At 40.8% G+C, this 24,804-nt stretch carries 20 protein-coding genes and 1 pseudogene; 5 read left to right on the top strand and 16 right to left on the bottom strand.

Annotated features, from left to right (window positions below):
* Positions 1-179 precede the first annotated feature (179 nt).
* From NML75_RS05825 to NML75_RS05810, 4 genes are read left to right on the top strand one after another with little or no spacing between them, the layout of a single operon-like run.
* Positions 180-860: an amino acid ABC transporter permease gene (locus NML75_RS05825; RefSeq protein WP_004252341.1), complete on the top strand. Its 681-nt coding sequence runs from the start codon at positions 180-182 to the stop codon at positions 858-860.
* Complete coding sequence (locus tag NML75_RS05820; RefSeq protein WP_004252335.1) at positions 820-1,497, top strand: amino acid ABC transporter permease; 678 nt, start codon at positions 820-822, stop codon at positions 1,495-1,497. Before NML75_RS05825 ends, NML75_RS05820 begins: the two co-directional genes overlap by 41 nt.
* The gene (locus NML75_RS05815; RefSeq protein WP_004252334.1) at positions 1,498-2,256 is read left to right on the top strand and encodes an amino acid ABC transporter ATP-binding protein; all 759 of its coding nucleotides are present in this window, start codon (positions 1,498-1,500) and stop codon (positions 2,254-2,256) included.
* A gap of 18 nt (positions 2,257-2,274) precedes the next feature.
* Complete coding sequence (locus NML75_RS05810; protein WP_004252332.1) at positions 2,275-3,141, top strand: cysteine ABC transporter substrate-binding protein; 867 nt, start codon at positions 2,275-2,277, stop codon at positions 3,139-3,141.
* A 63-nt stretch (positions 3,142-3,204) separates the two neighbouring features.
* On the opposite strand, the gene pyrE is transcribed toward NML75_RS05810, so the two are convergent.
* From pyrE to miaA, 16 genes and pseudogenes are all read right to left on the bottom strand, one after another.
* On the bottom strand, positions 3,205-3,837 hold the full coding sequence (pyrE, locus tag NML75_RS05805) for an orotate phosphoribosyltransferase (RefSeq protein WP_004252330.1): 633 nt from the start codon (positions 3,835-3,837) through the stop codon (positions 3,205-3,207).
* Between the two features lie 31 nt (positions 3,838-3,868).
* Complete coding sequence (pyrF, locus tag NML75_RS05800; RefSeq protein ID WP_004252322.1) at positions 3,869-4,570, bottom strand: orotidine-5'-phosphate decarboxylase; 702 nt, start codon at positions 4,568-4,570, stop codon at positions 3,869-3,871.
* A 207-nt stretch (positions 4,571-4,777) separates the two neighbouring features.
* On the bottom strand, positions 4,778-6,043 hold the full coding sequence (locus NML75_RS05795; RefSeq protein WP_004252321.1) for a cell division protein FtsQ/DivIB: 1,266 nt from the start codon (positions 6,041-6,043) through the stop codon (positions 4,778-4,780).
* A gap of 9 nt (positions 6,044-6,052) precedes the next feature.
* Positions 6,053-7,111: a UDP-N-acetylglucosamine--N-acetylmuramyl-(pentapeptide) pyrophosphoryl-undecaprenol N-acetylglucosamine transferase gene (locus tag NML75_RS05790; RefSeq protein WP_004252319.1), complete on the bottom strand. Its 1,059-nt coding sequence runs from the start codon at positions 7,109-7,111 to the stop codon at positions 6,053-6,055.
* A gap of 1 nt (position 7,112) precedes the next feature.
* A complete protein-coding gene (gene murD / locus NML75_RS05785; protein ID WP_070677992.1) occupies positions 7,113-8,465 on the bottom strand; it encodes a UDP-N-acetylmuramoyl-L-alanine--D-glutamate ligase in 1,353 nt (450 codons plus the stop codon).
* A gap of 96 nt (positions 8,466-8,561) precedes the next feature.
* A complete protein-coding gene (locus NML75_RS05780) occupies positions 8,562-11,267 on the bottom strand; it encodes an ABC transporter permease (RefSeq protein WP_254733543.1) in 2,706 nt (901 codons plus the stop codon).
* A gap of 1 nt (position 11,268) precedes the next feature.
* The gene (locus tag NML75_RS05775) at positions 11,269-11,970 is read right to left on the bottom strand and encodes an ABC transporter ATP-binding protein (RefSeq protein WP_254733544.1); all 702 of its coding nucleotides are present in this window, start codon (positions 11,968-11,970) and stop codon (positions 11,269-11,271) included.
* Between the two features lie 147 nt (positions 11,971-12,117).
* Positions 12,118-16,836: pseudogene (locus NML75_RS05770) on the bottom strand (Ig-like domain-containing protein); the annotation flags it as partial.
* Positions 16,837-17,125: 289 nt separating this feature from the next.
* Positions 17,126-18,874, bottom strand: coding sequence for a glycoside hydrolase family 13 protein (locus tag NML75_RS05765; protein WP_254733545.1), 1,749 nt, complete (start codon positions 18,872-18,874; stop codon positions 17,126-17,128).
* A gap of 242 nt (positions 18,875-19,116) precedes the next feature.
* Positions 19,117-19,311: a helix-turn-helix transcriptional regulator gene (locus NML75_RS05760; RefSeq protein WP_006150191.1), complete on the bottom strand. Its 195-nt coding sequence runs from the start codon at positions 19,309-19,311 to the stop codon at positions 19,117-19,119.
* A 6-nt stretch (positions 19,312-19,317) separates the two neighbouring features.
* The gene (locus tag NML75_RS05755) at positions 19,318-19,647 is read right to left on the bottom strand and encodes a hypothetical protein (protein ID WP_254733546.1); all 330 of its coding nucleotides are present in this window, start codon (positions 19,645-19,647) and stop codon (positions 19,318-19,320) included.
* Between the two features lie 389 nt (positions 19,648-20,036).
* Entirely contained in the window at positions 20,037-20,792 is a 756-nt protein-coding gene (locus NML75_RS05750; protein WP_070889324.1) for an SDR family NAD(P)-dependent oxidoreductase, read from the bottom strand.
* 20 nt (positions 20,793-20,812) lie between these two features.
* Positions 20,813-21,742, bottom strand: coding sequence for a ribonuclease Z (rnz, locus tag NML75_RS05745; protein WP_254733547.1), 930 nt, complete (start codon positions 21,740-21,742; stop codon positions 20,813-20,815).
* 14 nt (positions 21,743-21,756) lie between these two features.
* Positions 21,757-22,380: a cystathionine beta-lyase gene (locus tag NML75_RS05740; RefSeq protein WP_254733548.1), complete on the bottom strand. Its 624-nt coding sequence runs from the start codon at positions 22,378-22,380 to the stop codon at positions 21,757-21,759.
* The gene (hflX, locus tag NML75_RS05735; protein WP_254733549.1) at positions 22,373-23,611 is read right to left on the bottom strand and encodes a GTPase HflX; all 1,239 of its coding nucleotides are present in this window, start codon (positions 23,609-23,611) and stop codon (positions 22,373-22,375) included. Before hflX ends, NML75_RS05740 begins: the two co-directional genes overlap by 8 nt.
* A complete protein-coding gene (gene miaA, locus NML75_RS05730) occupies positions 23,604-24,488 on the bottom strand; it encodes a tRNA (adenosine(37)-N6)-dimethylallyltransferase MiaA (RefSeq protein WP_225750583.1) in 885 nt (294 codons plus the stop codon). The genes hflX and miaA overlap by 8 nt, the downstream gene beginning before the upstream one ends.
* Positions 24,489-24,610: 122 nt before the next feature.
* On the opposite strand from miaA, the gene NML75_RS05725 reads away from it, so the two are divergent.
* Positions 24,611-24,781: a DUF3042 family protein gene (locus NML75_RS05725; RefSeq protein ID WP_001051780.1), complete on the top strand. Its 171-nt coding sequence runs from the start codon at positions 24,611-24,613 to the stop codon at positions 24,779-24,781.
* The last annotated feature ends 23 nt before the right edge of the window (positions 24,782-24,804 follow it).

The following is a 24,804-nucleotide window of genomic DNA, read 5'->3' as shown; positions in this document are numbered from 1 at the left end:
AATTACAATTATCAGTATACTCTCAAAATCTACATTTGTCAACTAAATTTCCTAAAAATTTTAAAATTTCCCTTTCCAATAGATTTTGTCTATCATTGTGATAAAAAATACATATTATTCAAAGCTCTGTTTTAATGCTACAATAACTGTATTATTTTCCTAGATAGGAGGTTCTACTTTTGGATTGGTCCATTGTTGAACAATATCTACCACTCTATCAAAAGGCTTTTTTTCTGACCTTGCATATTGCAGTTTGGGGAATTCTAGGTTCTTTTTTGCTGGGGATCATCGTCAGCGTCATCCGACATTATCGAGTTCCTGTTTTCTCACAATTAGCTACAGCCTATATAGAATTGTCACGAAATACACCCCTTTTGATACAACTTTTCTTTCTCTACTTCGGTCTACCTCGAATAGGGATTGTTCTCTCTTCAGAAGTCTGTGCAACGGTTGGACTCATTTTCTTAGGTGGTTCCTACATGGCAGAATCCTTCCGAAGCGGGCTAGAAGCCGTCAGTCAAACCCAGCATGAAATTGGTTTAGCCATTGGGCTTACACCTTTTCAGGTCTTTCGCTACGTGATTCTTCCACAAGCGACTGCAGTGGCTCTACCATCCTTTAGCGCAAATGTTATTTTCCTCATCAAAGAAACATCTGTCTTTTCGGCAGTCGCCCTTGCTGACCTAATGTATGTTGCTAAGGATTTGATTGGACTCTACTATGAAACAGATATCGCACTAGCCATGTTGGTGGTTGCTTACCTTATCGTGCTTCTACCTATTTCACTAGTCTTTAGTTGGATAGAAAGGAGGCTCCGTCATGCAGGATTCGGGAATGCAAGTACTCTTTCAGGGAAATAATCTCTTGAGAATTTTACAGGGATTGGGAGTCACAATTGGGATTTCTATCCTGTCTGTCTTCTTATCCATGATTTTCGGAACGGTTATGGGAATTATCATGACCTCTCATTCTAGAGTGATTCGCTTATTGACACGCTTATATCTAGAATTTATCCGGATTATGCCGCAGCTAGTGCTCCTTTTCATCGTTTACTTTGGCTTAGCTCGAAACTTTAATATCAATATCTCTGGGGAGACTTCTGCTATTATCGTTTTCACCCTCTGGGGAACAGCTGAGATGGGTGACTTGGTTCGTGGCGCTATCACTTCCTTGCCTAAACATCAGTTTGAGAGCGGACAAGCGCTTGGCTTAACTAAAGTGCAACTCTACTACCATATCATTATCCCTCAAGTTTTGAGAAGGCTTCTACCGCAAGCCATCAATCTTGTCACTCGTATGATCAAAACGACTTCCTTGGTTGTTTTGATTGGAGTTGTTGAGGTTACCAAGGTTGGACAACAAATCATTGATAGCAATCGCTTAACCATCCCAACCGCTTCCTTTTGGATATATGGAACCATCCTAGTCTTGTATTTCGCAGTTTGCTTCCCTATTTCCAAACTATCTACTCATCTAGAAAAACATTGGAGGAACTAAATGTCTGAAACTATTTTAGAAATCAAGGAACTAAAAAAATCCTTCGGAGATAATCCAATCCTCCAAGGACTTTCCCTAGATATTAAAAAGGGAGAAGTCGTCGTCATCCTAGGACCATCTGGTTGTGGTAAAAGTACGCTACTTCGCTGCCTCAATGGTTTAGAAAGTATTCAAGGAGGAGATATCCTGCTTGATGGTCAGTCCATCGTTGAAAATAAAAAAGATTTTCACCTGGTTCGCCAAAAGATCGGTATGGTCTTTCAAAGTTATGAACTCTTTCCTCACCTAGATGTCCTTCAAAACCTCATCCTAGGACCTATCAAGGCTCAGGGGAGAGACAAAAAAGAAGTCACTGAAGAAGCTCTGCAACTACTGGAACGTGTCGGACTTCTAGATAAAAAACATAGCTTTGCTCGTCAATTATCTGGTGGACAAAAGCAACGGGTAGCCATCGTTCGTGCACTTCTCATGCATCCAGAAATTATCCTCTTTGACGAAGTAACTGCTTCACTGGATCCAGAAATGGTACGTGAGGTTCTAGAACTCATCAATGACTTGGCCCAAGAAGGTCGTACCATGATTCTGGTAACCCACGAAATGCAGTTTGCCCAAGCTATTGCGGACCGCATTATCTTTCTAGACCAAGGAAAAATTGCTGAAGAAGGAACTGCTCAAGAATTCTTCACAAATCCACAAACGAAACGAGCACAAGAATTTTTAAACGTCTTTGACTTTAGCCAGTTTGGCTCATATCTATAATCAACAAAGGAGATTATTATGAAACTACTTAAACCAATTCTAACTGTTTTTGCTCTAGCATTTGCGCTTATCTTCGTCACAGCTTGTAGTTCAGGAGGAAGCTCTGATGCTTCATCTACAAAGGCAACTGCCAAAGCTCGTACTATTGATGAAATTAAGAAAAGTGGTGAACTTCGAATCGCGGTATTTGGAGACAAAAAACCATTTGGTTATGTTGACAACGACGGTTCTTACCAAGGTTATGATATCGAACTAGGTAACCAATTAGCACAAGACCTTGGTGTAAAGGTCAAATACGTTTCTGTTGATGCTGCCAACCGTGCTGAATACTTGATTTCTAACAAGGTTGATATCACCCTTGCCAACTTCACAGTTACTGACGAACGTAAGAAACAAGTTGACTTTGCCCTTCCTTACATGAAAGTTTCTCTCGGTGTTGTGTCACCAAAAGATAAAGTCATCAAGGACGTTAAAGAACTTGAAGGCAAAACCTTGATTGTTACAAAAGGAACGACTGCTGAAACTTACTTTGAGAAAAATCACCCAGAAGTAAAACTCCAAAAATACGATCAATATAGCGATGCCTACCAAGCCCTTCTTGATGGACGTGGAGATGCCTTCTCTACTGACAATACTGAAGTTCTAGCTTGGGCACTTGAAAATAAAGGATATGAGGTAGGAATTTCTTCTCTAGGTAACCCAGATACCATTGCACCCGCAGTTCAAAAAGGTAACCAAGAACTGCTTGACTACATCAACCAAGAAATCGAAAAATTAGGCAAAGAAAACTTCTTCCACAAGGCTTATGAAAAAACACTTCACCCAACTTACGGTGATGCTGCTAAAGCAGATGACCTAGTTGTTGAAGGTGGAAAAGTTGACTAACATCTAATAAATGTAACAAAAAGAAATCAGGTAACCCTAAGGGTTACCTGATTTTTATATACCTTAAGCATTTTGCCAATTTTCTTGGTCTTCTTTAAAGCGTTTGAGGAGAGCAAGTCCTTCTGGTGTGATGTAGCCTTCTTCTTGGGCTAGGTGGATAAGCTCACTGTAGTTTGAAAGAGTCACCAGTTTGACACCAGCATCTGCAAAGTTTTTATCTGCTTTTGGTAATTGATAGCTGAAGATAGCCACAACTCCAAGAACATCCGCTCCTTCACGTTTGGCAGCTGCAACAGCTTCAAGAACCGAACCACCAGTTGAAATCAAATCTTCCACAACGACCATTTTTTGACCTTGGGCTACACGGCCTTCGATTTGGTTTCCTGCTCCGTGGTCTTTTGGTTTGCTACGGATATAAGCAAATGGCAGATTCATCTTGTCAGCGATGATGGCACCGTGTGGGATACCCGCAGTCGCTGTTCCTGCAATCACTTCTACCTCTGGGAATTCTGACTTGATGGCTTCTACAAAACCATTCTCAATCAAAGTTCGAGTTTCTGGGTAGGCAAGCGTCACACGGTTGTCCGTATAAATTGGTGACTTGATACCTGATGCCCAAGTGAAGGGCTCTTCTGGTTTGAGGTAAACGGCTTGAATTTTCAATAGATGGCTAGCAATGTCTTTAGCAAGTGTCATGGGATTCTCCTTTGTATTTTAAACTATATTCTTATTTCCAGTCTTGTGTCCATTCATCCTTGATAGCATGATAAGCTGCTACTGGATCAGTGGCTTGAGTGATTGGGCGTCCAACAACGATATAGTCACTACCAATATGATAAGCATCTGCTGGTGTCATGACTCGTTTTTGGTCTCCTACTGCAGCGCCTGATGGACGAATGCCGGGTGTCAGGCAAATAAAGTCTGGACTGGTAGCTTCTTTGATGAGTTTTACTTCTTGAGCTGAACAAACCACACCATCTAATCCCGCTTCAGCGGTTTTCTTAGCATAATGAATGACAGATTCTTGAAGACTGGTTTGGATATTTTGAAACTCTCTCATTTGTTCCTCAGAGGTTGAAGTTAACTGAGTGACAGCAATCAATTTGGCTTCTTTCCCAAAGCCTTCACGCGCAGCCTTCATCATCTCAACGCCACCTGCTGCATGAACATTGGTCATATCAACGCCCAGATGAGACAAGACCTTCATGGCTGATTTGACTGTATTTGGAATATCATGGAGTTTAAGATCCAGAAAGACACTATGTCCCAAACCTTTCAGATAAGAAACAATCTCAGGTCCTGTAGCGTAATAGAGTTCCATACCTACCTTTAGATAGAGGCTCTCTCCTGCTGGAAAAAGAGCTAAAAACTGCTTGACTGCCTCAAAACTAGGAAAATCAAGAGCAATGACTGGACGAGCTTCGCGCATACTTTTCTCCTTTTACCTTTGTAAGCTAGAGAGCATGAAAAAAGGAACCTGCCTACAGCAAGGTTCCACGAAAAATGGGTAGTCTACACCCTTTCACCGTCTAACCTTAGCTGCCTCTCTGGACTGCTTTAAAGGTTTTTTACTATTCTATTATTTAAAGCGGTACTTGTCAAGTAAAAACAAGTAACTGGACGAATCATCTGAAACTTAGCGACTCTGTGTTGTTTGAGTCGTCTGTGTTGTTTGATCTTGATTTCCTTGCTCAGCTTGTTTTTTCTTCTCTTCTTCCTGCTTCTTCTTTTCCTCTTCTTTGGCTTTGACTCTTTCGTCATCCAGAGCCTTATCCACTAGACTATAGCTATAGATACCGACCTCCATGTCAATTCCGCTAGGAACTGTCAACTGTGGTTTTATCTTACTATAGTAAGGTAATTTCTTACCTAGTTCTGATAATGGCACCAAAATCTCGTCTGTATCATACATGGTAATCTTTAGAAGGTCACTTGTTACCTTGCTTGGTGCAAGTTCAATCTTCTCAATCTCTTGCTTAATTTCTGGACTAACTTCATTTAGCTGAGAAATTAGGGTTTTAATCTGTTCCTCATCGTTAAATAAAACAGATATGTATTTCTCAGGTAAGTTGTCAGAACTAACGGCAGTTGATTCAATGCTTCCACTAGATAAGATTGGGTAATAGCTATCTCCAGAAACAGAGTAGGCCGCAATCTCAAATTCCTTCACTTCAATGGTGAAGTGAACTGGAAATTGATAAGTTATCTTAGCCGATTCAATCCAGTGATTTGATTTGACCATTTCCGCATGCTTATCTTTATTTAAGAGCAAGCTGATTGTATAGTCACTGTCACGAATGCCAGAAGCTTCTTTGACTTGGTCTGCACTTGTCTGAACCGTCCCTGTAACTTCAATATGTTTCATTGTAGCTAGAGGACTTAGTAGATAAATAGACAAGAATAAGATTATAAAACTAGGGACGAGGATCGTAACTGCTCGCCAGATATGTATAGAAGGAATGGCCGGTTTTGGAGGTTTACTCTTGGTTTTTACCTTTTTCTGTTTCTTAACCTTTTCGTCAGCTTTTTCTTTCTCTACTTGATCCTGACTCTTAGAGTCTTCTTGAGGAGTTTCCTCCGAATCTTTCTCTTCATTTGAAGTCTCATCGCTAGTATCCGAATCCTTCTCTTCAGATTTTTCGGATTCTTCGTCCACTTCTTCAGAACTCGTAGAGTTTTCTTCCGTTCTTTTACTCAAATACTCCTGGTGTTGTTTTTGCCATTCTGACACTTCTTGAGCGCTTTCAGAAGACTCTGATACTTGTTCTTCTTTTTCACGTGCTTCTTCTTCGGCACGTTTCGCCTCTTCTTCAGCTTTTTTTTGAAGATATTCTTGATTTCGTTTTTGCCACTCTGACAATTCCTTGCCTTGAGTGTGCTGATTCTTTTTATCCTTTGACATCAATTTTCCTTATGATAAATCTTTTTTTAGTAACTCATAAAAATCTGCCACAGATTTTAATTCCTGAGAATTCTTCATCTTGTTTTGGTAAATCTCTTTGTTGGTCAAGAGTTGATTTACTTTTTCTTCTAAAGTTGACAAAGTCAAATCGCTCTCTTGCAACTCCTCAGCATAGCCTTTCTTCACAAAATAGGCTGCATTTTCAATCTGATCTCCGCGGCTGGCTTCACGACCCAGTGGCACAATGACGTGCAATTTAGCCATAGCAAGGAGTTCAAAAATCGTATTGGCACCACCACGAGTGATGACCACATCAGCCATATTCATGAGTGGTTGATAGAGTTCCGTCGCATAGTCAACACGGTAGAGGTTTGAACTTAGTTCATTTAAACTAGCATCACCTGTCAGGTTAATGATATTATAGCGACTAGTCAGCTCTTCCTTGTGGTCTGTTACTAGTTGGTTAAAGACACGCGCCCCAGCAGAACCTCCGACGAAAAGAAGAGTTGGTAGCTTATCATTGAAAGAAGTTCGGATATCCACCATTTCTTCAGGTTCTTCCATAACTGGACCAGAAACCTTGGTCACAGCTCCTACATGTTCTACCTTAGTGAGACTAGACGCTTGCTCGAAAGTAGAGTACATCTTAGTCGCAAACTTATAGGCAATTTTATTGGCCAATCCCATAGAGAGATCAGACTCGTGGATGAAGACTGGTACTCTGCATACTCGCGCTGCGATAACAGGCGGAACAGATACAAATCCACCCTTAGAAAAGAGGGCTTGTGGACGAACTCGAAGCATGATAAAGAGCGATTGAAGAATTCCAAAAGCAACCTTAAAGACGTCAACCATATTTTGCCATGAGAAATATCGACGTAATTTCCCTGTTGCAATCGAATGGAAGGTAATATCTAAACCTGACTTGAGAATTTCATGATGCTCAATCCCATTTTTATCACCAATATAGTGAACTTCCCAGCCATCTTCGATGAACTTAGGCATTAACAAAAGGTTGAGGGTAACGTGTCCAACCGTTCCCCCACCAGTAAATACTATTTTTTTCATATTATCCCTTTAACTCCGCTACAGTGTCGATGAAAAGATCTCCACGTACTTCAAAGTTAGCATACATATCCCAGCTCGCATTGGCAGGACTGAGGAGAACAACATCTCCCTCTTCCGCAAGTTCATAAGCCTTACGAGTCGCATCTGCAATATCAGTCGCGTCGACATAAGCCACACCAGCTTTATCTGCTGCACGCTTGACACGTTCGGCAGATTGACCGAGGATGACCATTTTCTTAAGTCCAGTAATATCAGGAACCAATTCGTCAAACTCATTGCCACGGTCCAACCCACCAGCAATCAAGATAACCTTGCTATTATCAAATCCTGACAAGGCTTTTTGAGTTGCTAAAATATTGGTTGACTTACTATCGTTATAGAATTTAACGCCATTGATTTGGTCTACAAACTGGAGACGGTGCTTCACACCACCAAAGGCTGACAAGGTTTCCTTGATGGTTTCATTATCAACGCCACGCAGTTTAGCAACGGCAATGGTTGCAAGAGCATTTTCCACATTGTGGCTACCTGGAACACCGATTTCATCAGCTGCCATGACTTTTTCACCACGGAAGTAGAGAAGACCATCTTCAAGATAGGCTCCGTCAACCTTTTCAAGTGTTGAGAATGGTACTACAGCCGCGTTTGTCTTTGTAGCAAGTTCTTTAGCTAATTCCTGGTTGAAGTTCAATACTAGGTAATCAGCTGCTGTCATATTGCTTTGGATATTCCACTTGGCTGCCACATAGTCCTCAAAAGAACCGTGATAGTCAATATGTGTTGGCATCAGGTTGGTGATAACAGCAATTTCAGGATGGAATTCCTGGATTCCCATTAATTGGAAAGAAGAAAGTTCCATGACAAGGGTATCCTTATCTGTTGCAGTTTGAGCAACCTGACTAGCAGGATAACCGATGTTACCTGATAAGAGTCCATTTTGTCCTGCAGCAGTCAGAACTTCACCAATCATGGTTGTGGTCGTTGTCTTACCATTTGAACCAGTAATACCGACGATTGGTGCATCAGAAATCAAATAGGCCAACTCAACCTCTGTCAAGACTGGAATGCCTTTTTCTAGAGCTTTTTCAATCATAGGGTTTCTATAAGGAATACCAGGGTTTTTCACCATGAGGGCAAAATCTTCATCCAACAATTCCAAGGGATGACCACCAGTTACAACCTTGATACCATCTTCCAAAAGGCTTTGAGCAGCTGGATTTTCCTCAAAAGGCTTGCCATCATTAACTGTTACAATGGCACCCAACTTGTCCAAGAGACGAGCTGCAGACTCACCTGATTTGGCTAAACCTAGGACTAATACTTTCTTATTTTCAAATTGATCAATTCGTTTCATATCTAGAACTCCATTTCTACTCTTACTATTTTACCATTTTTATGAAAATAAAAAAGCCACAAAGGGCTTTCTTATTTGTTTTTTGTTATGATAAACCTATTCTACCGACTTGAGGGCTTCTAGCATATCAATCTTTCTCAGATAATGATTTACAAAAAATCCAAGGATAATCAGAATGACACTAACTGCTAGAACTGGGATTAGATACACTTCCCAACCTACTTTTGGTTGAAAGCGGAAGCTGCCAGGAGCAATCATCTGGATTAAAAATTGATGGAGATAGTAACCTGTGACTAATCCTAAAATAACTCCAACCACTGACAATATGATAGTTTCCCGATAGATGTAAAGGGTCACTTCTTGATTGTGAAAACCAAGGACCTTGATGGTGGAAAGTTCACGAATCCGTTCAGCAACATTGATATTTGTCAGATTATAGAGAATCACAATAGCTAAAAGCACCGATACCAGTACCAAAATTGCCATTGTTTGGTTAAGGGAACTGGCGAAACTTTCAAATAGCTGAATGGTTGAAGCATTTTGAACGAGGCCATTGACAGCTGCCTGCTCCATAAATTCTCCTGCAACTCTTTCAGTATTGCCTTCACTTTTATCCTTAAGTTGGACTAGATAGGTATTCATCTTAGGAGATTGACCATAAATTCTCTCATAGATCGCCTGATTCATATAAACAAAATGGCCTACATAGTGCTCGGTGATGCCACCTACTTTAAAAGTTTTTCCATCTATTGTAAAGTTGTCACCAACGGAAACTCCTGCCAACTGGGCCAATTTTTCTGTCAAGACAACTCCGTTAGACAAGCTTAACTTTTCTCCATTTTTTTCTAATTGAACAAAGGGAGCTAGGTCATCTTGATCCGTTACCATGATGGTCACGGTTTGAATACCTGCCTTGCCAGGATATTTTTCCTCAATCTGCTTTGAGTATATTAAACGATAATTCTCTACGTCATCACTCTGCAATTTTTCTTCTAGTTCAACCTTATCTGAATTTGAAGCACTAGAATTGACAGAGAGAATCATCTGATACTGTTGTAAATCATTAAACTGTCTACTAGCCACTCCAACCACAGAGGATTGAATACCAAGCCCTGCAAAGAGAAGAGCTACTGAACCAGCAACTCCAAAAATGGTCATCAGCATGCGTTGTTTGTAACGGAAAATGTTGCGGGCTGTTACCTTCTGAGTAAAACTCAAGCGTGACCAAATAAATGTGATGCGCTCTAAGAGAATTTTAGATCCCTTGACTGGTGGCTTAGGGAGTAATAATTGCGCCGTTTCTTCATGTAAGTCTCTGCGAGATACAAGGTAGGCAGGTAGGACACTAGCTACTAAGCTCACCCCCAGAGCTAAGCAACTATAGGTCCAGTAAAAATACTGTTGATTCTCACCAACAATCATACGCTCGGTGATGATATGTGAGATTGTGGGTGCTAAAACATAATGGCCAATTAGAATTCCTAGAAGAGTTCCAAGCGTTCCAGCAACTAGACCATAAATCACAAACTTAGCAATGATGTCTTTGCTATGGTAGCCTAGAGCTTTAAAGATTCCTGCATTGGTCCTTTCCTCATCCACAAAACGTGTCATAGTTGTAAAGGTAACCATGGCTGCGACGGCATAGAGAACAACTGGAAAGATATTTCCCACGGCACGAATACTCATGGCTGAGTTACTATACATGAGATAACCTTGACCAGTAGGAGAGCTTTTTCGATTGTAAACATGATAGGTTGGCTCTGTCAGAGCATTGACTTCATCCTGACTGGTCTGCCATTTAGCCTTCTCACTAGCAAAATCTGACTCAGCATGACTTAGTTTTTCCTTTTCTTGTTTCAATTGTTCTTTAGCTTCTTCTATCTGGCTCGAAACTTGGCTCTTTTGTGGTTCTGGAAGTTGGCTTAACTGTACTTCTTGTCCTTGAAGCTGAGTCTCGATTTCTTGTAGACGTTTCTTGCCAGCTACCAGGTTGGTCTCTACCTGGTCCAGTTGCTTCTTTCCTTCATCAAGTGATTTTTGAGCGTCTTTCTTCATTTTCTCAAGTCGAGCTTGACCATTATCAGCAACTAGTTCCTTTAAAGTCTCCTCTTCTTCCTCTAGCTTCTTTTCGTAATCACTAGAGAAAGGATTGACATCTGTTAGGCTAGCAAAACGCAGGCGGGCAATCGTGTAAACAGAGCTCTTAAAATTTTCTTCAGTTACAACACCATATGCTACTAAGTTCCCATTACCACTGGCTGAACTCCCCATATCTGATTTTGAAAAAATATCTGGAGAGTGGACAAAGCCTGTAATGGTATAACTATCCCGCTTTAATTGAGAATTACTGCCTTTTTTTTGACTCAAATAAATGACTTGACCAATCTGATATTGATCTTTCCAAAAGTCCGCCAAGGCCAATTCATCTTCTTTTTCAGGCAAACGACCTTCCGTTACTTGAAATTTTGAAATCTTATCAGTATTTGAAAAGATTCGTATGGCATCTTCACTATTTGCCAGAATCAAATCTGTCATATAACCAAACTCGACATCTGCTCCTGATAGAGTTTGCAATTCTGCCTGGTCTGCCTGATCAAGCCCATAATCTCCTATGATGGTCACATCTGCCGCATTGGTATTTTTCAGAAAAGTCCAAGCTGTTCGCTCCATATTGGGACTGGCCACTTTGAGACCGACTAGGGCCAAAGAACCTAACATCATCAAAGTTAGAATGGATAGAAATCGCCCTTTTGAACCTGTGAAAGACTGGAGCAGGTCTTTCCAATATATCTTCCTTTTCATATCAGTACTCCAAATCATCAATATCCTGTGGTTGAGGATTGATAACAACGCTCTTGACACTGGCATCATGTATCTGAATCACCCGATCAGCTATAGGAGCTAGGGAAGCATTGTGGGTCACGATGACAACGGTAGCGCCCTTCTTACATGACATTTCTTGAAGAATCTTTAAAACCTGCTTACCAGTCTGGTAGTCCAAAGCTCCCGTTGGTTCATCACAGAGGAGAATTTTGGGATTTTTAGCCACAGCTCGAGCTATTGCTACCCGTTGTTGTTCACCACCTGATAGCTGAGCTGGAAAATTATTGAGACGATGGCCTAGACCTACGACCTTTAGAACTTGCTCAGGATCTAAGGCATCTAAGACAATTTCTGATGCCAACTCGACATTTTCTTTAGCAGTCAAGTTAGCAACCAAGTTATAAAACTGAAAGACAAAACCAACGTCATTTCTACGATAGTTGGTTCTCTGATGAGAAGTGAAATTCGAGATATTGATTCCGTCAATCCAAACTTGTCCTTCATCATTGGTATCCATTCCACCTAGAATATTTAAGACCGTTGACTTTCCTGCTCCAGATGAACCAAGGATAATGACCAGTTCTCCCTTTTCAATCTCGAAGTTGACGTCACGATTGGCTACAATTTCTGTTTCTCCAGTATGATATCTCTTATAGCTATTTTTCATTTCAATGTAAGCCATCCTATCTCCTCCTCTTCTATCCCTATTTTCATCTTTATTATAACTCTTTTGCAGTGAGAATTAAAGCAAATATAAGATAGAAAAGAGAGGACACTTTGGTCCTCTCTGCTTCAGTTTTTCTCATTACTTCCACGTGTGTGCTCAACAGAAGTGGAGATGGTATTCACCTAGAATATCTCCGTTTTCAGCCTTAACGACAACACGAACTGGATCCCCTTCACGCACGCTTGGAATCACTGTAGCAATACCATTATCTGATACACTTGCCGTTACTGTTGGTGCTTCGTCTTCTTTAGCTTCTAGATAATAGTCAGTCAAGCCAGGGTTAAAGTTTGGCAAATCTTTTCCATCTACTTGGATTTGAGCTTGAGCTTTCTTAGCTGCAGCTACTTGTTTAGAGAAGATTTGAATTTCTGTAATGGAAGTACCCCATTTACCATCTGGTCTAACCATACGGATACGAACCGCATAGGTATTGACTTTATCAAAGCTAAAGTGAGTCATTTCTCCAGCTCTCACTTGATCTGGAGCTTTAAGATTTGTCACTTGTTTCCAGTTATTGTCATCGTTAAAGACGTGGTCTTCACTAGCTACAAAGCTTGGGTTCTTAGGAACTGTTGGAACATCTGTTCCTACATAGTATTCGATGACATAAGACTTAGGTGCACCAACACCGTGGTCTTCGTGGAAGGCAACATTGAGATTGTCAACCGAACGTTTAGACAGGATACCAGAATCACCAAATAGGATTCCGACCGATGCTTCACTTGTACGTTTCCAGTTTGTCCAGCGGTTTGCCGGTTGATCATTAAATGAGATTAGTTTGTCATTGACATTGGCTACTGAGTCACTTGGATTTGAGTCTGATGCAAAGGCAAGTGGCAACTCTGAACCTGTCCACTGGTCAGAAATATTAGCACCAGTTTCTGTCTGAGCAGACACACGAACATGAAGTTTTGTTGGTAACTGAGTCCCTTCGACATGCCCTGTCACTGTAAAGTTACCTTCAGTTGCATATTGGCTTGGGTCAATAGCATCCCAAGTCACTTTAGCTGAAGATACTTGGCCATTTGAGTGGTAAGTACGGACGCTTTCTGGTAATTGAGGAGCTTCTGAAACCGGAGTTGTTGTAGTCACTTCTTCGACTGCAATGATACTTTCTACAGAAACTTTAGCATGAGCTTCGTTCTCAATTCCTTCTACTTTACCAAGAACATCAAAGCTATGGTATTTAGCAAGGTCTTCCTTAGCAACTGCTTGCCAAGTTACCTTGTGAACTTTTGGAAATCCTTTATCGTACTCTACAGTTACTGTATCAGGTAGACTTGGTTCTTGGTTCAAACCTGTCACGACACTTACTGGACGAATAGCCTGGACAACTTTATTTTCAGTATTTGCCTGGATGTTCAAGTCAATCTGACCTTCAGCTCCTTCAAATTGAGCTTTCAAAGTTACTTGACCAGGTTTATGCAATTCAAGCATACCTTTACGAACAGCTACGTCTCCTTCACCTGATGTTGAGAAGGATACCTTGTCAGCTTTTAATACGGCCTGAGTTCCATCTTGATAATGAGCCAAGACTTTGATACCAACTGTTTGGTCTTCTTTCAGTGCGTCTGCATTTTCAACTTCTAGGCTTAAACGTTCAATCTGAGGAGCTTCTTGTAAGAATTGGATAGCATAAGTCTGAAGTGCTCCACCATCATTTGGTTGAACATAAATACTAGCACGCATACCATTTGCTTCGTTAGCTTGAATAACAGTCACTTTCGCATTTTCAGCTAAAGCTTTGACTTCAGGCAAAGTAGCTCCATAAGCAAGTTTATGGTATAGAACCGGTTGGTCAGTTGAGAGCCCTTCTACAGGCTGGTCTGCAACAGTTACAGTCGGTACTACTGGTGAGGCCGCTTGACCTTCTGCGACTACAAAGGTCGTAGCGATTTCATCATCGCCTGAAATTCCTTTGGCTTGGATACGAGAGCCTGGGATAGTTAATTTAGCTTGATCTTCAGCTGCAACTTCCCACCTATCAACGTCATAGTTTCCTAGAGTACCATCTGACAATACATAGGTAACAGATGGATCAACCGTACTCAGATCTGTACTTGGTGCAATTCTCTTAACTACAGGTAATTCTGCTTCGAGCGCCAAGACTTCAACACGCGCTTCTACATCTCTTCCGTCAGCCACACCTTTAACAGTAAAAATACCAGGTTGGTTGACATCAACTGCGGACCATTCTACTGGAAGTTTTGCACGGCTGCCATCACTGTAGATAAATCCTACTTTTGAAGGCATTTTCGCTGCTTGACCGATTACTGTACGAACTTTAGAAACCTCTGTACCTAAAACAGTTTTTTCCTCTTGGTCTTTCTTACCTGTGAAGATAGTTGTTTGACCAGATTTCAAGAAATCAGAGTGAGCAGTCAAGGTGAATTTACCTGCTTGCTCAGTTGATTTGACAATCACAACACCCTTACCATTAAAGGCTTTGCGAATCCATGAACCATTTGCTTGTTCTTTGTAACGTTCACGGCTGGCTTGTTCCCCGTTATCCACACCGACAATCTGACCTTGTCCATGCAACTGGAAGCGAACAAGATTATTGGCTGTAGGAACTACGTTACCTTTACTGTCAACAATTTCGTAATAGATATAAGTGAGGTCTTTTCCATCAGCTGCGATAGCATTTTCTTCTTTGACTAAGCGAACACCTGCAGGCTCACCAGCAGTCGTAACCTTATCACGAGCAATTTCATTACCAGCCTCATCACGAGCTACTGCTTCCAATGTTCCAGGTTGATAAGCAACCTTCCACTCAAGGTAAAGTTCATTTGCATTGGCACCTTCTTGGTAAGTACGTCCATCACTTGTTTGTTTCTTGTTAAATGTTTTCTTACCTAAGGACTCACCATTCAAGAATAGTTCCACACTGGCAGCATTTGAAAATGCACGAACAGGAATCTTACCATCTGCATCCGCTACATTCTCTTTTATACTAGAGTCTTCCCAATTCCAGTGAGGAAGCAGGTGAACCATTGGTTTCTTCTCAGCAGAAACCCATTGGCTTTGATACAAGTAGTAGTCATTCTTTGGAATGCCGGCTGTATCTACGATACCGAAGTAAGAACTCTTAACTGGTGTGTTATTTTGGTTGTGCCATGGAGTAGGTTCACCGATATAGTCGGTACCCGTCCAGATAAACTGACCAGCATAACCAGCATTGTCACGGTCAAAAGTCCACGATGCAGTGGCTGTTTTACCCCAACCAACACGGTCATTACCGTAGTCTGACTGCTCATAATGACGGTAAGCTTGGTTACTGTGAACTAGCTCACTTTCTGGACGAAAATAGCTACCACGAGTACGAGTTGCTGAAGAAGTTTCTGAACCGTAAATCAACCAATTTGGATGTTTCGCACGAAGCTTCTTGTAGTTGTCTTCTGAATAGTTAAATCCAACCGCATCAAGTTCGTTCGCAATCTTTTCATGATCACCACTACCATCACCAAAGCGGAACTTGTCTGCTCCCATAGTGACATAGCGTGTCTTATCAACTGCCTTGATCACTTGAACCAAGCGTTTAACAGTTGCTAGAGAACGAGGTTTCCCGTCTGCTTCACCGATTTCATTACCGATAGACCACATAACGATAGTAGGGTTGTTCTTTCCTCGTTCAACCATGGTACGAAGGTCAAAATCAGACCATTTTTCACCTTTTTTAGCGTCTGGGTGAGTTGCATCTTTGTCAAAGAAGCGACCGTAGTCATACTGTTTCTTACCACCATACCAAGTATCAAAGGCTTCTTCTTGGACCAACAAACCAAGCTCAGCAGCAATCTGCAAAGTCTGCTCACTAGCTGGGTTGTGGGTTGTACGAATTGAGTTTACACCCATATCCTTCATTTGTTTCAGACGGCGGTATTCTGCTTTATAGTTTTCTTCAGCTCCAAGAGCTCCATGGTCATGGTGAAGAGAAACCCCATGGAATTTAATGCGTTCACCATTCAAAGAGAAGCCTTCATTTGGTGTCCAGTTGTAGTAACGGTAACCAAACAAATCTTTTTTAGCATCGACCAATTGACCATCACGATAAACACGTGTCACCAATTCGTAAAGGGCAGGCTTGTCGCTATTAACTGTCCAAAGTTTTGGTTTATCAACTTGTAAAATAGCATTCAAGCTGGCTGATTGATGAGCTTTCAAGACTTGACTAGCTGTACGAACTAGGTCAGTTACAGCTTGACCATTACGTTCAGTGATTTGATACTCAGCAAGAATTTCATGATCTTTATCATCAGTATTGACGATCTTACTTGTTACATGAGTATCTACCTTACCATTTTGTTGTTTTTCAAGGTCTGGAGTTAAGATAGTTGTTCCGTTTTTCTCAGTGTGGACCTTATCTGTGACTTGAAGGGTAACATCACGGTAAATCCCGCTTCCTGAGTACCAACGGCTACTTGGTTGTTTGTTGATGGCATGCACTACTACGACATTCTCGCGACCGTCTTTATGAAGATAGTCAGTGATGTCATATGAGAATTGGTTGTAACCATTTGGATAGTGACCAACTAGCTGACCATTTACATAAACCTGAGAATCCATGTAAACCCCATCAAATGTGATACGAACATTCTTATTGAGGTCTTCTTCATCGAGTTTAAAGGTCTTACGATACCAAGCATCACCACCATTGAGTTGCCCACCTTCATTTTGGGCAGGTGAGTCATGATCAAAGTCATTGTAGATACTCCAGTCATGAGGAAGGTCTAATTTCTTCCAACTAGAAACATCGGCATCTGGCTTGACCGCATCTTTAGCATCGGCATTGAGCTTGAAATGCCAGTTTTGGTTGAATTCTCTTACTCGACTATCAATCAATATGTTCGCCCATCCTTGCTCTTTATTTTCATGAGTCATCATCTTCATTCATATTTTATACAATTATAATAGATACATCAATAGTTTCTCGAAAAAAGCATACTTCAGACTATGATTACTAAAATTAGTAGAAAATATTGGATATAAAAAACTGTATTGAGGCATTATGTAGAATTACTAAATCATATACAAAATAAAAGACTGCTCCTTTATAGAAACAACCTTCTAAATTATTTTTCACTGATATGACATAATACCCCAATGAACCATGCTAGTCTAGCATATAAACAACAAATCCATCTGGCAAGATGACTTGCTGACCATCTTCAAACTGGCAATGGCTCGCTAAGTCAACTGAATCTCTGTCTAAAGTATATTTCTCAGAAGACTGATTAAAGATTGCTTGAACTTCTTTCCCTTGGTAGTTCCACTTCAAAGATAGGACATCTGATTTCACTTCTTCCAAGCGATAATTTCCATGCTGAATAATACTTGCCACTTCCTTACGGACTTGGATCAATTTCTTCATAAAATTCAGCATGTCATTGTCTTCAGAAACACGGCCCCAAGGCATGACACGACGGCAATCAGGGTCTGGTCCACCAATTAGGGCCAACTCTGTTCCGTAATAGATACAAGGGGTCCCTTTTTGAAGATAGAGGAAAGTTAGGGCAGCCTTGACATGCTGGATATTTCCTTTGGCAGTTGTAAGGATACGCTCTGTATCATGAGAATCCAGAAGATTAAACATCACCTCTGAGATTTGTTGCTTGTAGTACATAGACTGGCTGTTGATTTCTGAAATAAACTGCTCTGTCTTTTTACGCTGACGCAAGAAATAATCCTTAATACTTTCAGAGAGCGGGTAGTTCATGACCGCATGGAACTCATCCCCTTTTAGCCAAGGCTGAGACGTATGCCAGATTTCACCTAAGATATACAAATCAGGTTTTTTAGCGAGAACTGCCTTTCTGAAATCTCTCCAGAACTGATGGTCAATTTCATTGGCAACGTCCAAGCGCCAAGCATCAATATCAAAATTTTCAATCCAGTAAGTAGCAACACTGAGAAGATAGTCCCTAACCTCCGGATTAGCTGTATTCAACTTAGGCATGTAGCTAGCAAAGGCAAAGGTATGATAAGGGAGTTCTCTTGGATTCTGAAGTTTATCCTCAGTAACTGGAAATTCTTGGATATGGAACCAATCTTTATAAACTGACTTTTCTCCATTTTTTAGGACATCCTGCCATTGAGTCGACTGGTAGCCGATATGATTAAACACCGCATCTAGCATGATCTTGATGCCACGTTTGTGGGCTTCCTCGACGAGATTAGCGAAGACTTCCTTGTCTCCAAAGTGACGGTCGATTTCAAAATAATCCGTCGTATCATACTTGTGATTGGTCGTCGCTTCGAAAATCGGACATAGATAAAGTCCTGTGATTCCTAAGTCTTTAAGATAGTCTAGATGGTCGATAATTCCTTGTAAATCTCCACCAAAAAAATCATCCCTGTTAGGCGCAATCTCTGCATCCCACTCTCGAGCTCCATCTGGGGTCAAATTAGGATTGCCATTAGCAAAGCGTTCTGGGAAAATCTGATACCATACGGTATTTGAAACCCAACTAGGAACCTGACAACCATCAATTTCGTGAATGTATGGAAGCTTGAAACCATTTCCTTCAGCGTCTAAGTTTTCTTGAGTATGTTCTACACACCCCTTATCACCGTAAAAAACACCCTGACCTTTCTCATCAAGGAGCTCAAAGAGATATTGAATCCGTGCAAAATCAACAGAGACTGTAACCTGCCAATAGTCAAATAGGGCATCTGAGGTTACTTTAGTCATTTCTTTCTTAGCTTCATACTTATCCTCAATGAAAATAAAGGGATCTCCATAATGTAAGATAACCTTCTGGACATCATCCTTCTTGGTTCTGATTCGGATATGTAGCTGACCTTCTTTGTAAAGATAAGCATACTCTGATTCTGGTCTATGATAAATGGCCGTTAATTCCATATTGTGTCTCCTAAATAATCTACTACAGTTCTTGCGCAAACGTTTTCGTAATTGCTAGTTCTAGTATACTATTTTAGCTGTTTATTTGCAAATTTTATACCAGTTTTACGATAGATATATAAGATAGACAAAGGTAAAATTGAGTAGACTCTTTTTGAGCTTTAAAAAGAGAGTTTCCATGAACCGGAAAACTCTCTCATCATTACGAATCAGATGATTAAAATAAATGCTATCTGATATCTTTAATCTTCTAAAATGAAAATTTCTTCAACATGTAGTCGTAGCAACCTTGCAATTTTCATTGCTAGTTCAAGTGTAGGATTGTACTTGTCATTCTCGATAGCAATGATGGTTTGTCGACTAACGCCTAATATTCTTGCCATATCTTCCTGACGTAGTCCCTCAGACTTTCTTAACTGTTTGATATTATTTTTCATACAGCATTAGTCTTTCTGAAAAAAATAAACGCCAAGAGCCAATACTACGATAAGGATAACAACCATCAAAATTACTCCTTGAACAAGTTTATTTGGTTCTTTATACTCTTCATCACCAGCAATTATATTACGTTTCATTGCGGTTTGAGCAAATCCTTGCACACTTACAGATAAGATCAAAATTAAGCAAGGAAGCATTTCAAGTTTGCCACCACCAACAAGTGCTTGATAGATATTAAATCCTGTCCATGCACATAAACCCAAAAGCGCTGTTTTATAGCCCCACTCCTCAGAACGCAACTGAATATATCTGTCCATTTCATCCATCTTTTTCATGGCTTTGTTCCTCCAAATTTTTGTAATAATATCAAGAGCTCTTTACATTTCTTATTATACTCTAAATAGATAAAATGTCAAGATGTTTTAACATTTTTAATTTTCTTCATCTATTCTAAGAATATTCCTAACTCCAATTTACAGTCTAATCAATCTGACAAAGGGCAAGTTCTTTTAATCCTATTTTATCTTGACTTCATAAGCTTCCGCTATAGATATACTTTTAGTTATGTTAGACTTGAAGTTTATCCTCTCTTTTCTGCTTTCCTATCTCTATTTATACCTTAAATGGGCTTAATCGTTATAAACTGCCTGTTTATCATGTGGTATTTTTCTACAAATTAGCAACCGAAAAAAATAAAAAGCCATTCCTCAAGGGAATAGCATTTTTACTTATAGTTAAAGGTTTCCCCAGCCAACTTATCTGCTAACTTGGGAAAGAGGGTATAAAACTTATGGGCTAGATTCAGTAAGAGAGGAAGATTGATTTCACGTTTGTTTTTTCCTATGGTTTTGACAATCTTTCTAGCTACTGTATCTGGCTCGAGTAGGAAACGATCAACCGACTTGAGATAAATCCCATCCGGGTCTGCCTGGTCGAAAAATCCTGTACGGATAGGTCCTGGATTAACAGTTGTCACATAGACACCATAGGGCATGAGTTCAAGGCGCAAAGCATTTGAAAAACCAATGGCCGCAAACTTGGTCGCAGAGTAAAGGCTAGACTTGCCAGTAGCTATCAGACCTGCCATGCTAACGATATTGATGATATGACCTTTTCGAATCTCCTTCATACCAGCCGCAATCAAACGGGATAGATTCATGAGAGCAAAGGTGTTGACCTCAAACATTTGATGAATATCTTGATCAGAAATCTTGTCAAAATCTTCAAAAATCCCATATCCAGCGTTGTTAATTAAGACATCAATCTTACCATAACGCTGATAGAGTTCAGCAACTAGTTCTTCTAAAGCTTGAGCGTCGGTAATATCAATTTCAATCAATTCAGCCTGTGGATGATTTCCGTATAGTTGAGCTAATTTTTCCTTGTTTCTACCTAGCAAGATCAGTTGATCATTTGGCAAGAGTTTGACCATTTCTTGAGCTAGGCCACCACTAGCTCCTGTAATGAGAATCGTAGACATACTTATCCTTTCTCAATCTTCTAGATTTCCACTTCTTCCAAGTCTTTGACCACATGTACATTTTCAAAAATCGTTGCAGCATCTTTCTTAAGCTGGCTAATGTCCTTTGAAAGAAAACGGGCGCTGATATGGTTGAGCAAGAGTCGTTTGGCTCCCGCTTCTGTCGCTACTTGGGCAGCCTGCATATTGGTTGAGTGACCATGATTGCGGGCAATTTTTTCATCACCTTTACCATAAGTGGACTCATGGACAAGGACATCTGCATTGACAGCCAGACGCACACTGGCATTGGTTTTTCGAGTGTCACCTAAGATAGTGATAATCTTACCAGGTCGCGGTGCTGAGATATAGTCTGCCGCCTTAATCTCGGTGCCGTCTTCTAGAACAACATCCTGGCCGTTTTTGATTTTACCAAAAAGCGGTCCAAATGGTACGCCGGCAGCCTTGAGTTTCTCAGCATCCAGAGTGCCTTCTAGGTCCTTTTGCATGATACGATAGCCGACACAGAAAATAGTATGGTCCAACTCCTCTGCATAAACCGTGAATTTATCCGTTTCGAGAATTTTCCCTAGGGAATCCTGGGCGAACTCATGAAAATGAATACGGTAAGGCAAACGAGAACCTGACACACGAAGGCTGGTCAAGACGAAAGACTTGATACCTTGAGGTCCATAGATTTCCAAATCTGTCTGCTCTTCATTCGCTTGAAAGGCACGGCTAGAAAGAAATCCAGGCAGACCAAAGATATGATCTCCATGCAAGTGAGTGATAAAGATTTTGCTGACCTTACGTGGTCGAATCGTGGTTTCCAGAATGCGATTTTGCGTTCCTTCTCCACAATCAAAGAGCCATACTTCGTTAATCTCATCCAAGAGTTTCAGGGCTAGGCTTGAAACGTTGCGGGCTTTAGAGGGCTGACCAGCCCCTGTTCCTAAAAATTGAATATCCATTTGCTACTTTCTAATTAATCAATATATAACATAGCGGTGCGGTTTTCTGAGCGATAATAAAGCTTACCAGTATAGGCTTTAGCCTCTTGTAGTAAATCTTCTTGACTATAGCCTTTGAGACGCTTGCGACCATCAGCCAAGCTTTCCAAGTCCGTCAAAGCAGTTAAACTTTTTACGCTAACAACTTCCTCATCTCCAACAGCCTTCATATAAATCTTTCCAGACTCCTCAAAAACCAGCTGGTGAGGGAAAATTTGTGCAATTTCAAAGAGTAATTCATCCGTAATTGCTTCCTCGTTCTCTGAGAAAATGCGACCAAGACCTTCTTTCTCGTAGCAAAATCCAAAGGATTTACCAGATAGATTCAGACGAATAAAAGGCTTGTTTTCTATGGTAAAACTTGGTTCAGCATTAAAAAGATTTAGCTCTTGAGTTAGCTCCGCAAAATAAACTGTCGCAGCATCAGGGCTCTTTTTCTGGTAAAGCTCTGCAAAGTAGGCATTAACCACGCTTGGTGGAGGTGTGATGAGAGCTAGTTGCTCCTCTTCAGACCTACCAGCTAAAAGCTGGTCTAGATAAACCTTGTCTAGACTCGTATATCCACCATACTTGAGTGCCAAAGTTTTGATATCAGTCATAAAATTCTTCTAATCTCCATTTATTTTTCTCAGAAATGTATCCTCTAATGACTTCGCCGTCATCTTGATAGTCCCGTTCTTCAAGAATCGCAACACTTTCCAAATCATGAATCTTGTAGGATTTAGAAAAAGGCACGCGTAGCGTAAAGGGTTCAAAAATTTCCTTGATCTTATCTAGCAATAAAGCCTGCAACTGTTCTCGACTATCCTTAGATTTAGCAGAAATCAGAGCATATGGCGTTTGAGTAGGCGTAAAGTCTTCCACCAAATCTGCTTTATTATAAAGGGTCAAGCGAGGAATATCCTCCATATCCAAATCTTTCATGATAGAAAGAACTGTTTTTTCATGCTCCTCATGGTAAGGATTGCTAGCATCAATAACATGAACTAAGAGATCTACATGCTTGCTTTCTTCAAGGGTTGATTTAAAACTCGACACCAACTCTGTCGGCAAGTCTTGGATAAACCCAACAGTATCAGTCAGAGTAACTTGAAGATTGCCCCCTAGATGAATGCTTTTAGTTGTCGCATCCAAGGTCGCGAAGAGTTCATCTGCCTCATACTGAGTCTTACTGGTTAGGGTGTTCATAATAGTTGACTTTCCAGCATTGGTGTAGCCAATCAAACCAATCTTAAAGGTACTTGACTCGAGACGTTTTTCTCGAACTGTCGCCCGATTTTTCTCCACCACCTTGAGTTGACGTTCAATATCCGTTATTTGATTTCGAACACTACGACGGTTAAGCTCCAGCTGGCTTTCACCTGGACCACGAGAACCAATTCCCCCTGCCTGACGGCTGAGCATAATCCCCTGACCAACCAAACGAGGCAAGAGATACTTGAGTTGTGCAAGATGAACTTGTAGCTTACCTTCATGGCTTCGAGCTCGCATAGCAAAGATATCTAAAATCAACTGCATACGGTCAATGACCTTGACACCTAAGACTTCCTCTAAATTGACATTTTGACGAGGTGTCAGACGGTTGTTGACAATGACAGTTGTGATTTCTTCTGCATCCACCATTTGAGCAATTTCTTCCAACTTACCAGAACCGACAAAGGTCTTGAAGTCGTATTTTTCTCGTTTTTGTCTGTAGCTATCGACTACAACTGCTCCAGCTGTTTTGGCTAGACTAGCCAGTTCTTCCATGGAGAGGTCAAAATTATCCATTCCCTGCAGTTCAACACCAATCAGCAGGACTCGCTCCTCTTTTTTCTCCGTTTCAATCATTTAAGAACTCCTCAATCTGGCTTAAAATACGCTCTTTTACACCAGATTCTCCTATCTGATAAAAGGTCACCTGCATGCGATTGCGGAACCAGGTTAGCTGGCGCTTGGCAAATCGACGAGTCGCCTGCTTGAGACTATCGCTAGCCTCCTCCAAACTTTGCTCCCCTCTAAAATAAGGAAAAAGTTCCTTGTATCCAATACCTTTGGCTGCCTGCACATCTGGATAATGGTCAAACAACCACTTGGCCTCATCCAATAGTCCAGCTTCAAACATGAAATCCACACGATGGTTAATCCGTTCATACAATTGACTGCGCTCATCGTCCAAACAAATAACCAGTGGCTCATATAAAGTCTCTTGATTTTCCAAATCTTGAGCAAAATGGGCAATTTCCAAGGCACGCATAGCACGGCGACGATTAAATTGGGGAATTTCAAGGCCTGCTTGATCCACCAGATGTGCTAACTCCTCATCTGAAAAAGGTTCTAGACTAGCACGATAAGCTAAAATATCCTCATGGGGTGTCTCCCCACCAAGATGATAGCCTTCTAGCAGACTCTGGATATAAAGTCCAGTCCCACCAGCAATAATTGCAAGCTTACCTCGGCTTTGAATATCCTCAATAGCTGTCTTGGCCTCTGAAACAAAATCAAAAGCCGAGTAAGACTCGGTTACATCTCTCACATCAATCAAGTGATGAGGGACAGTTGCCTGCTCCTCTGGACTAGCCTTGGCCGTTCCAATATCTAGCCCTCGGTAGACTTGTTGGCTATCTCCACTGACTACTTCGCCATTAAATCGCTGAGCAACTTCAATGGCTAGTGCAGTCTTTCCAACAGCTGTTGGACCAACAATCACAATTATTTTTGTTTTCATCGTTTTTCCTTGAAAAATTCCCATTTTTTCGTTACTATTATTATATCACAAAATGGACAGGCAGAAAAATGCTATCTCTTAAGCTATTTCCGTCTGATTTATAAATAAAAGGAGGAAGACTCATGGCTAAAGGATTTGCTAAAGGTCTCGTAACAGGTGTTGCAGGAACTGTGGCTGCTGTTGCAGGTGCAGTATACGCATTCAAAAAGAAAGTGATTGAACCAGAAGAACAAAAAGCAGCTTTCATCGAAGAAAACCGTAAAAAAGCAGCTCGCCGTCGCGTATCACGCTAATAAACAAAAAGAAGTTGGAAATT

It is taken from the genome of Streptococcus sp. CF4-3 (genome assembly GCF_024295385.1).
Lineage (GTDB): Bacteria > Bacillota > Bacilli > Lactobacillales > Streptococcaceae > Streptococcus > Streptococcus infantis_I.
The sequence above is the reverse complement of the archived record's forward strand: the minus strand, read 5'-3'. Positions and strand labels throughout refer to the sequence as shown.

Coding starts and splice junctions, on each gene's coding strand:
- NML75_RS05820 (WP_004252335.1), top strand. CDS start 820: ATGCAGGATTCGGGAATGCAAGTACTCTTTCAGGGAAATAATCTCTTG.
- NML75_RS05815 (WP_004252334.1), top strand. CDS start 1,498: ATGTCTGAAACTATTTTAGAAATCAAGGAACTAAAAAAATCCTTCGGA.
- NML75_RS05810 (WP_004252332.1), top strand. CDS start 2,275: ATGAAACTACTTAAACCAATTCTAACTGTTTTTGCTCTAGCATTTGCG.
- pyrE (WP_004252330.1), bottom strand. CDS start 3,837: ATGACACTTGCTAAAGACATTGCTAGCCATCTATTGAAAATTCAAGCC.
- pyrF (WP_004252322.1), bottom strand. CDS start 4,570: ATGCGCGAAGCTCGTCCAGTCATTGCTCTTGATTTTCCTAGTTTTGAG.
- NML75_RS05795 (WP_004252321.1), bottom strand. CDS start 6,043: ATGTCAAAGGATAAAAAGAATCAGCACACTCAAGGCAAGGAATTGTCA.
- NML75_RS05790 (WP_004252319.1), bottom strand. CDS start 7,111: ATGAAAAAAATAGTATTTACTGGTGGGGGAACGGTTGGACACGTTACC.
- murD (WP_070677992.1), bottom strand. CDS start 8,465: ATGAAACGAATTGATCAATTTGAAAATAAGAAAGTATTAGTCCTAGGT.
- NML75_RS05780 (WP_254733543.1), bottom strand. CDS start 11,267: ATGAAAAGGAAGATATATTGGAAAGACCTGCTCCAGTCTTTCACAGGT.
- NML75_RS05775 (WP_254733544.1), bottom strand. CDS start 11,970: ATGGCTTACATTGAAATGAAAAATAGCTATAAGAGATATCATACTGGA.
- NML75_RS05765 (WP_254733545.1), bottom strand. CDS start 18,874: ATGGAATTAACGGCCATTTATCATAGACCAGAATCAGAGTATGCTTAT.
- NML75_RS05760 (WP_006150191.1), bottom strand. CDS start 19,311: ATGAAAAATAATATCAAACAGTTAAGAAAGTCTGAGGGACTACGTCAG.
- NML75_RS05755 (WP_254733546.1), bottom strand. CDS start 19,647: ATGAAAAAGATGGATGAAATGGACAGATATATTCAGTTGCGTTCTGAG.
- NML75_RS05750 (WP_070889324.1), bottom strand. CDS start 20,792: ATGTCTACGATTCTCATTACAGGAGCTAGTGGTGGCCTAGCTCAAGAA.
- rnz (WP_254733547.1), bottom strand. CDS start 21,742: ATGGATATTCAATTTTTAGGAACAGGGGCTGGTCAGCCCTCTAAAGCC.
- NML75_RS05740 (WP_254733548.1), bottom strand. CDS start 22,380: ATGACTGATATCAAAACTTTGGCACTCAAGTATGGTGGATATACGAGT.
- hflX (WP_254733549.1), bottom strand. CDS start 23,611: ATGATTGAAACGGAGAAAAAAGAGGAGCGAGTCCTGCTGATTGGTGTT.
- miaA (WP_225750583.1), bottom strand. CDS start 24,488: ATGAAAACAAAAATAATTGTGATTGTTGGTCCAACAGCTGTTGGAAAG.
- NML75_RS05725 (WP_001051780.1), top strand. CDS start 24,611: ATGGCTAAAGGATTTGCTAAAGGTCTCGTAACAGGTGTTGCAGGAACT.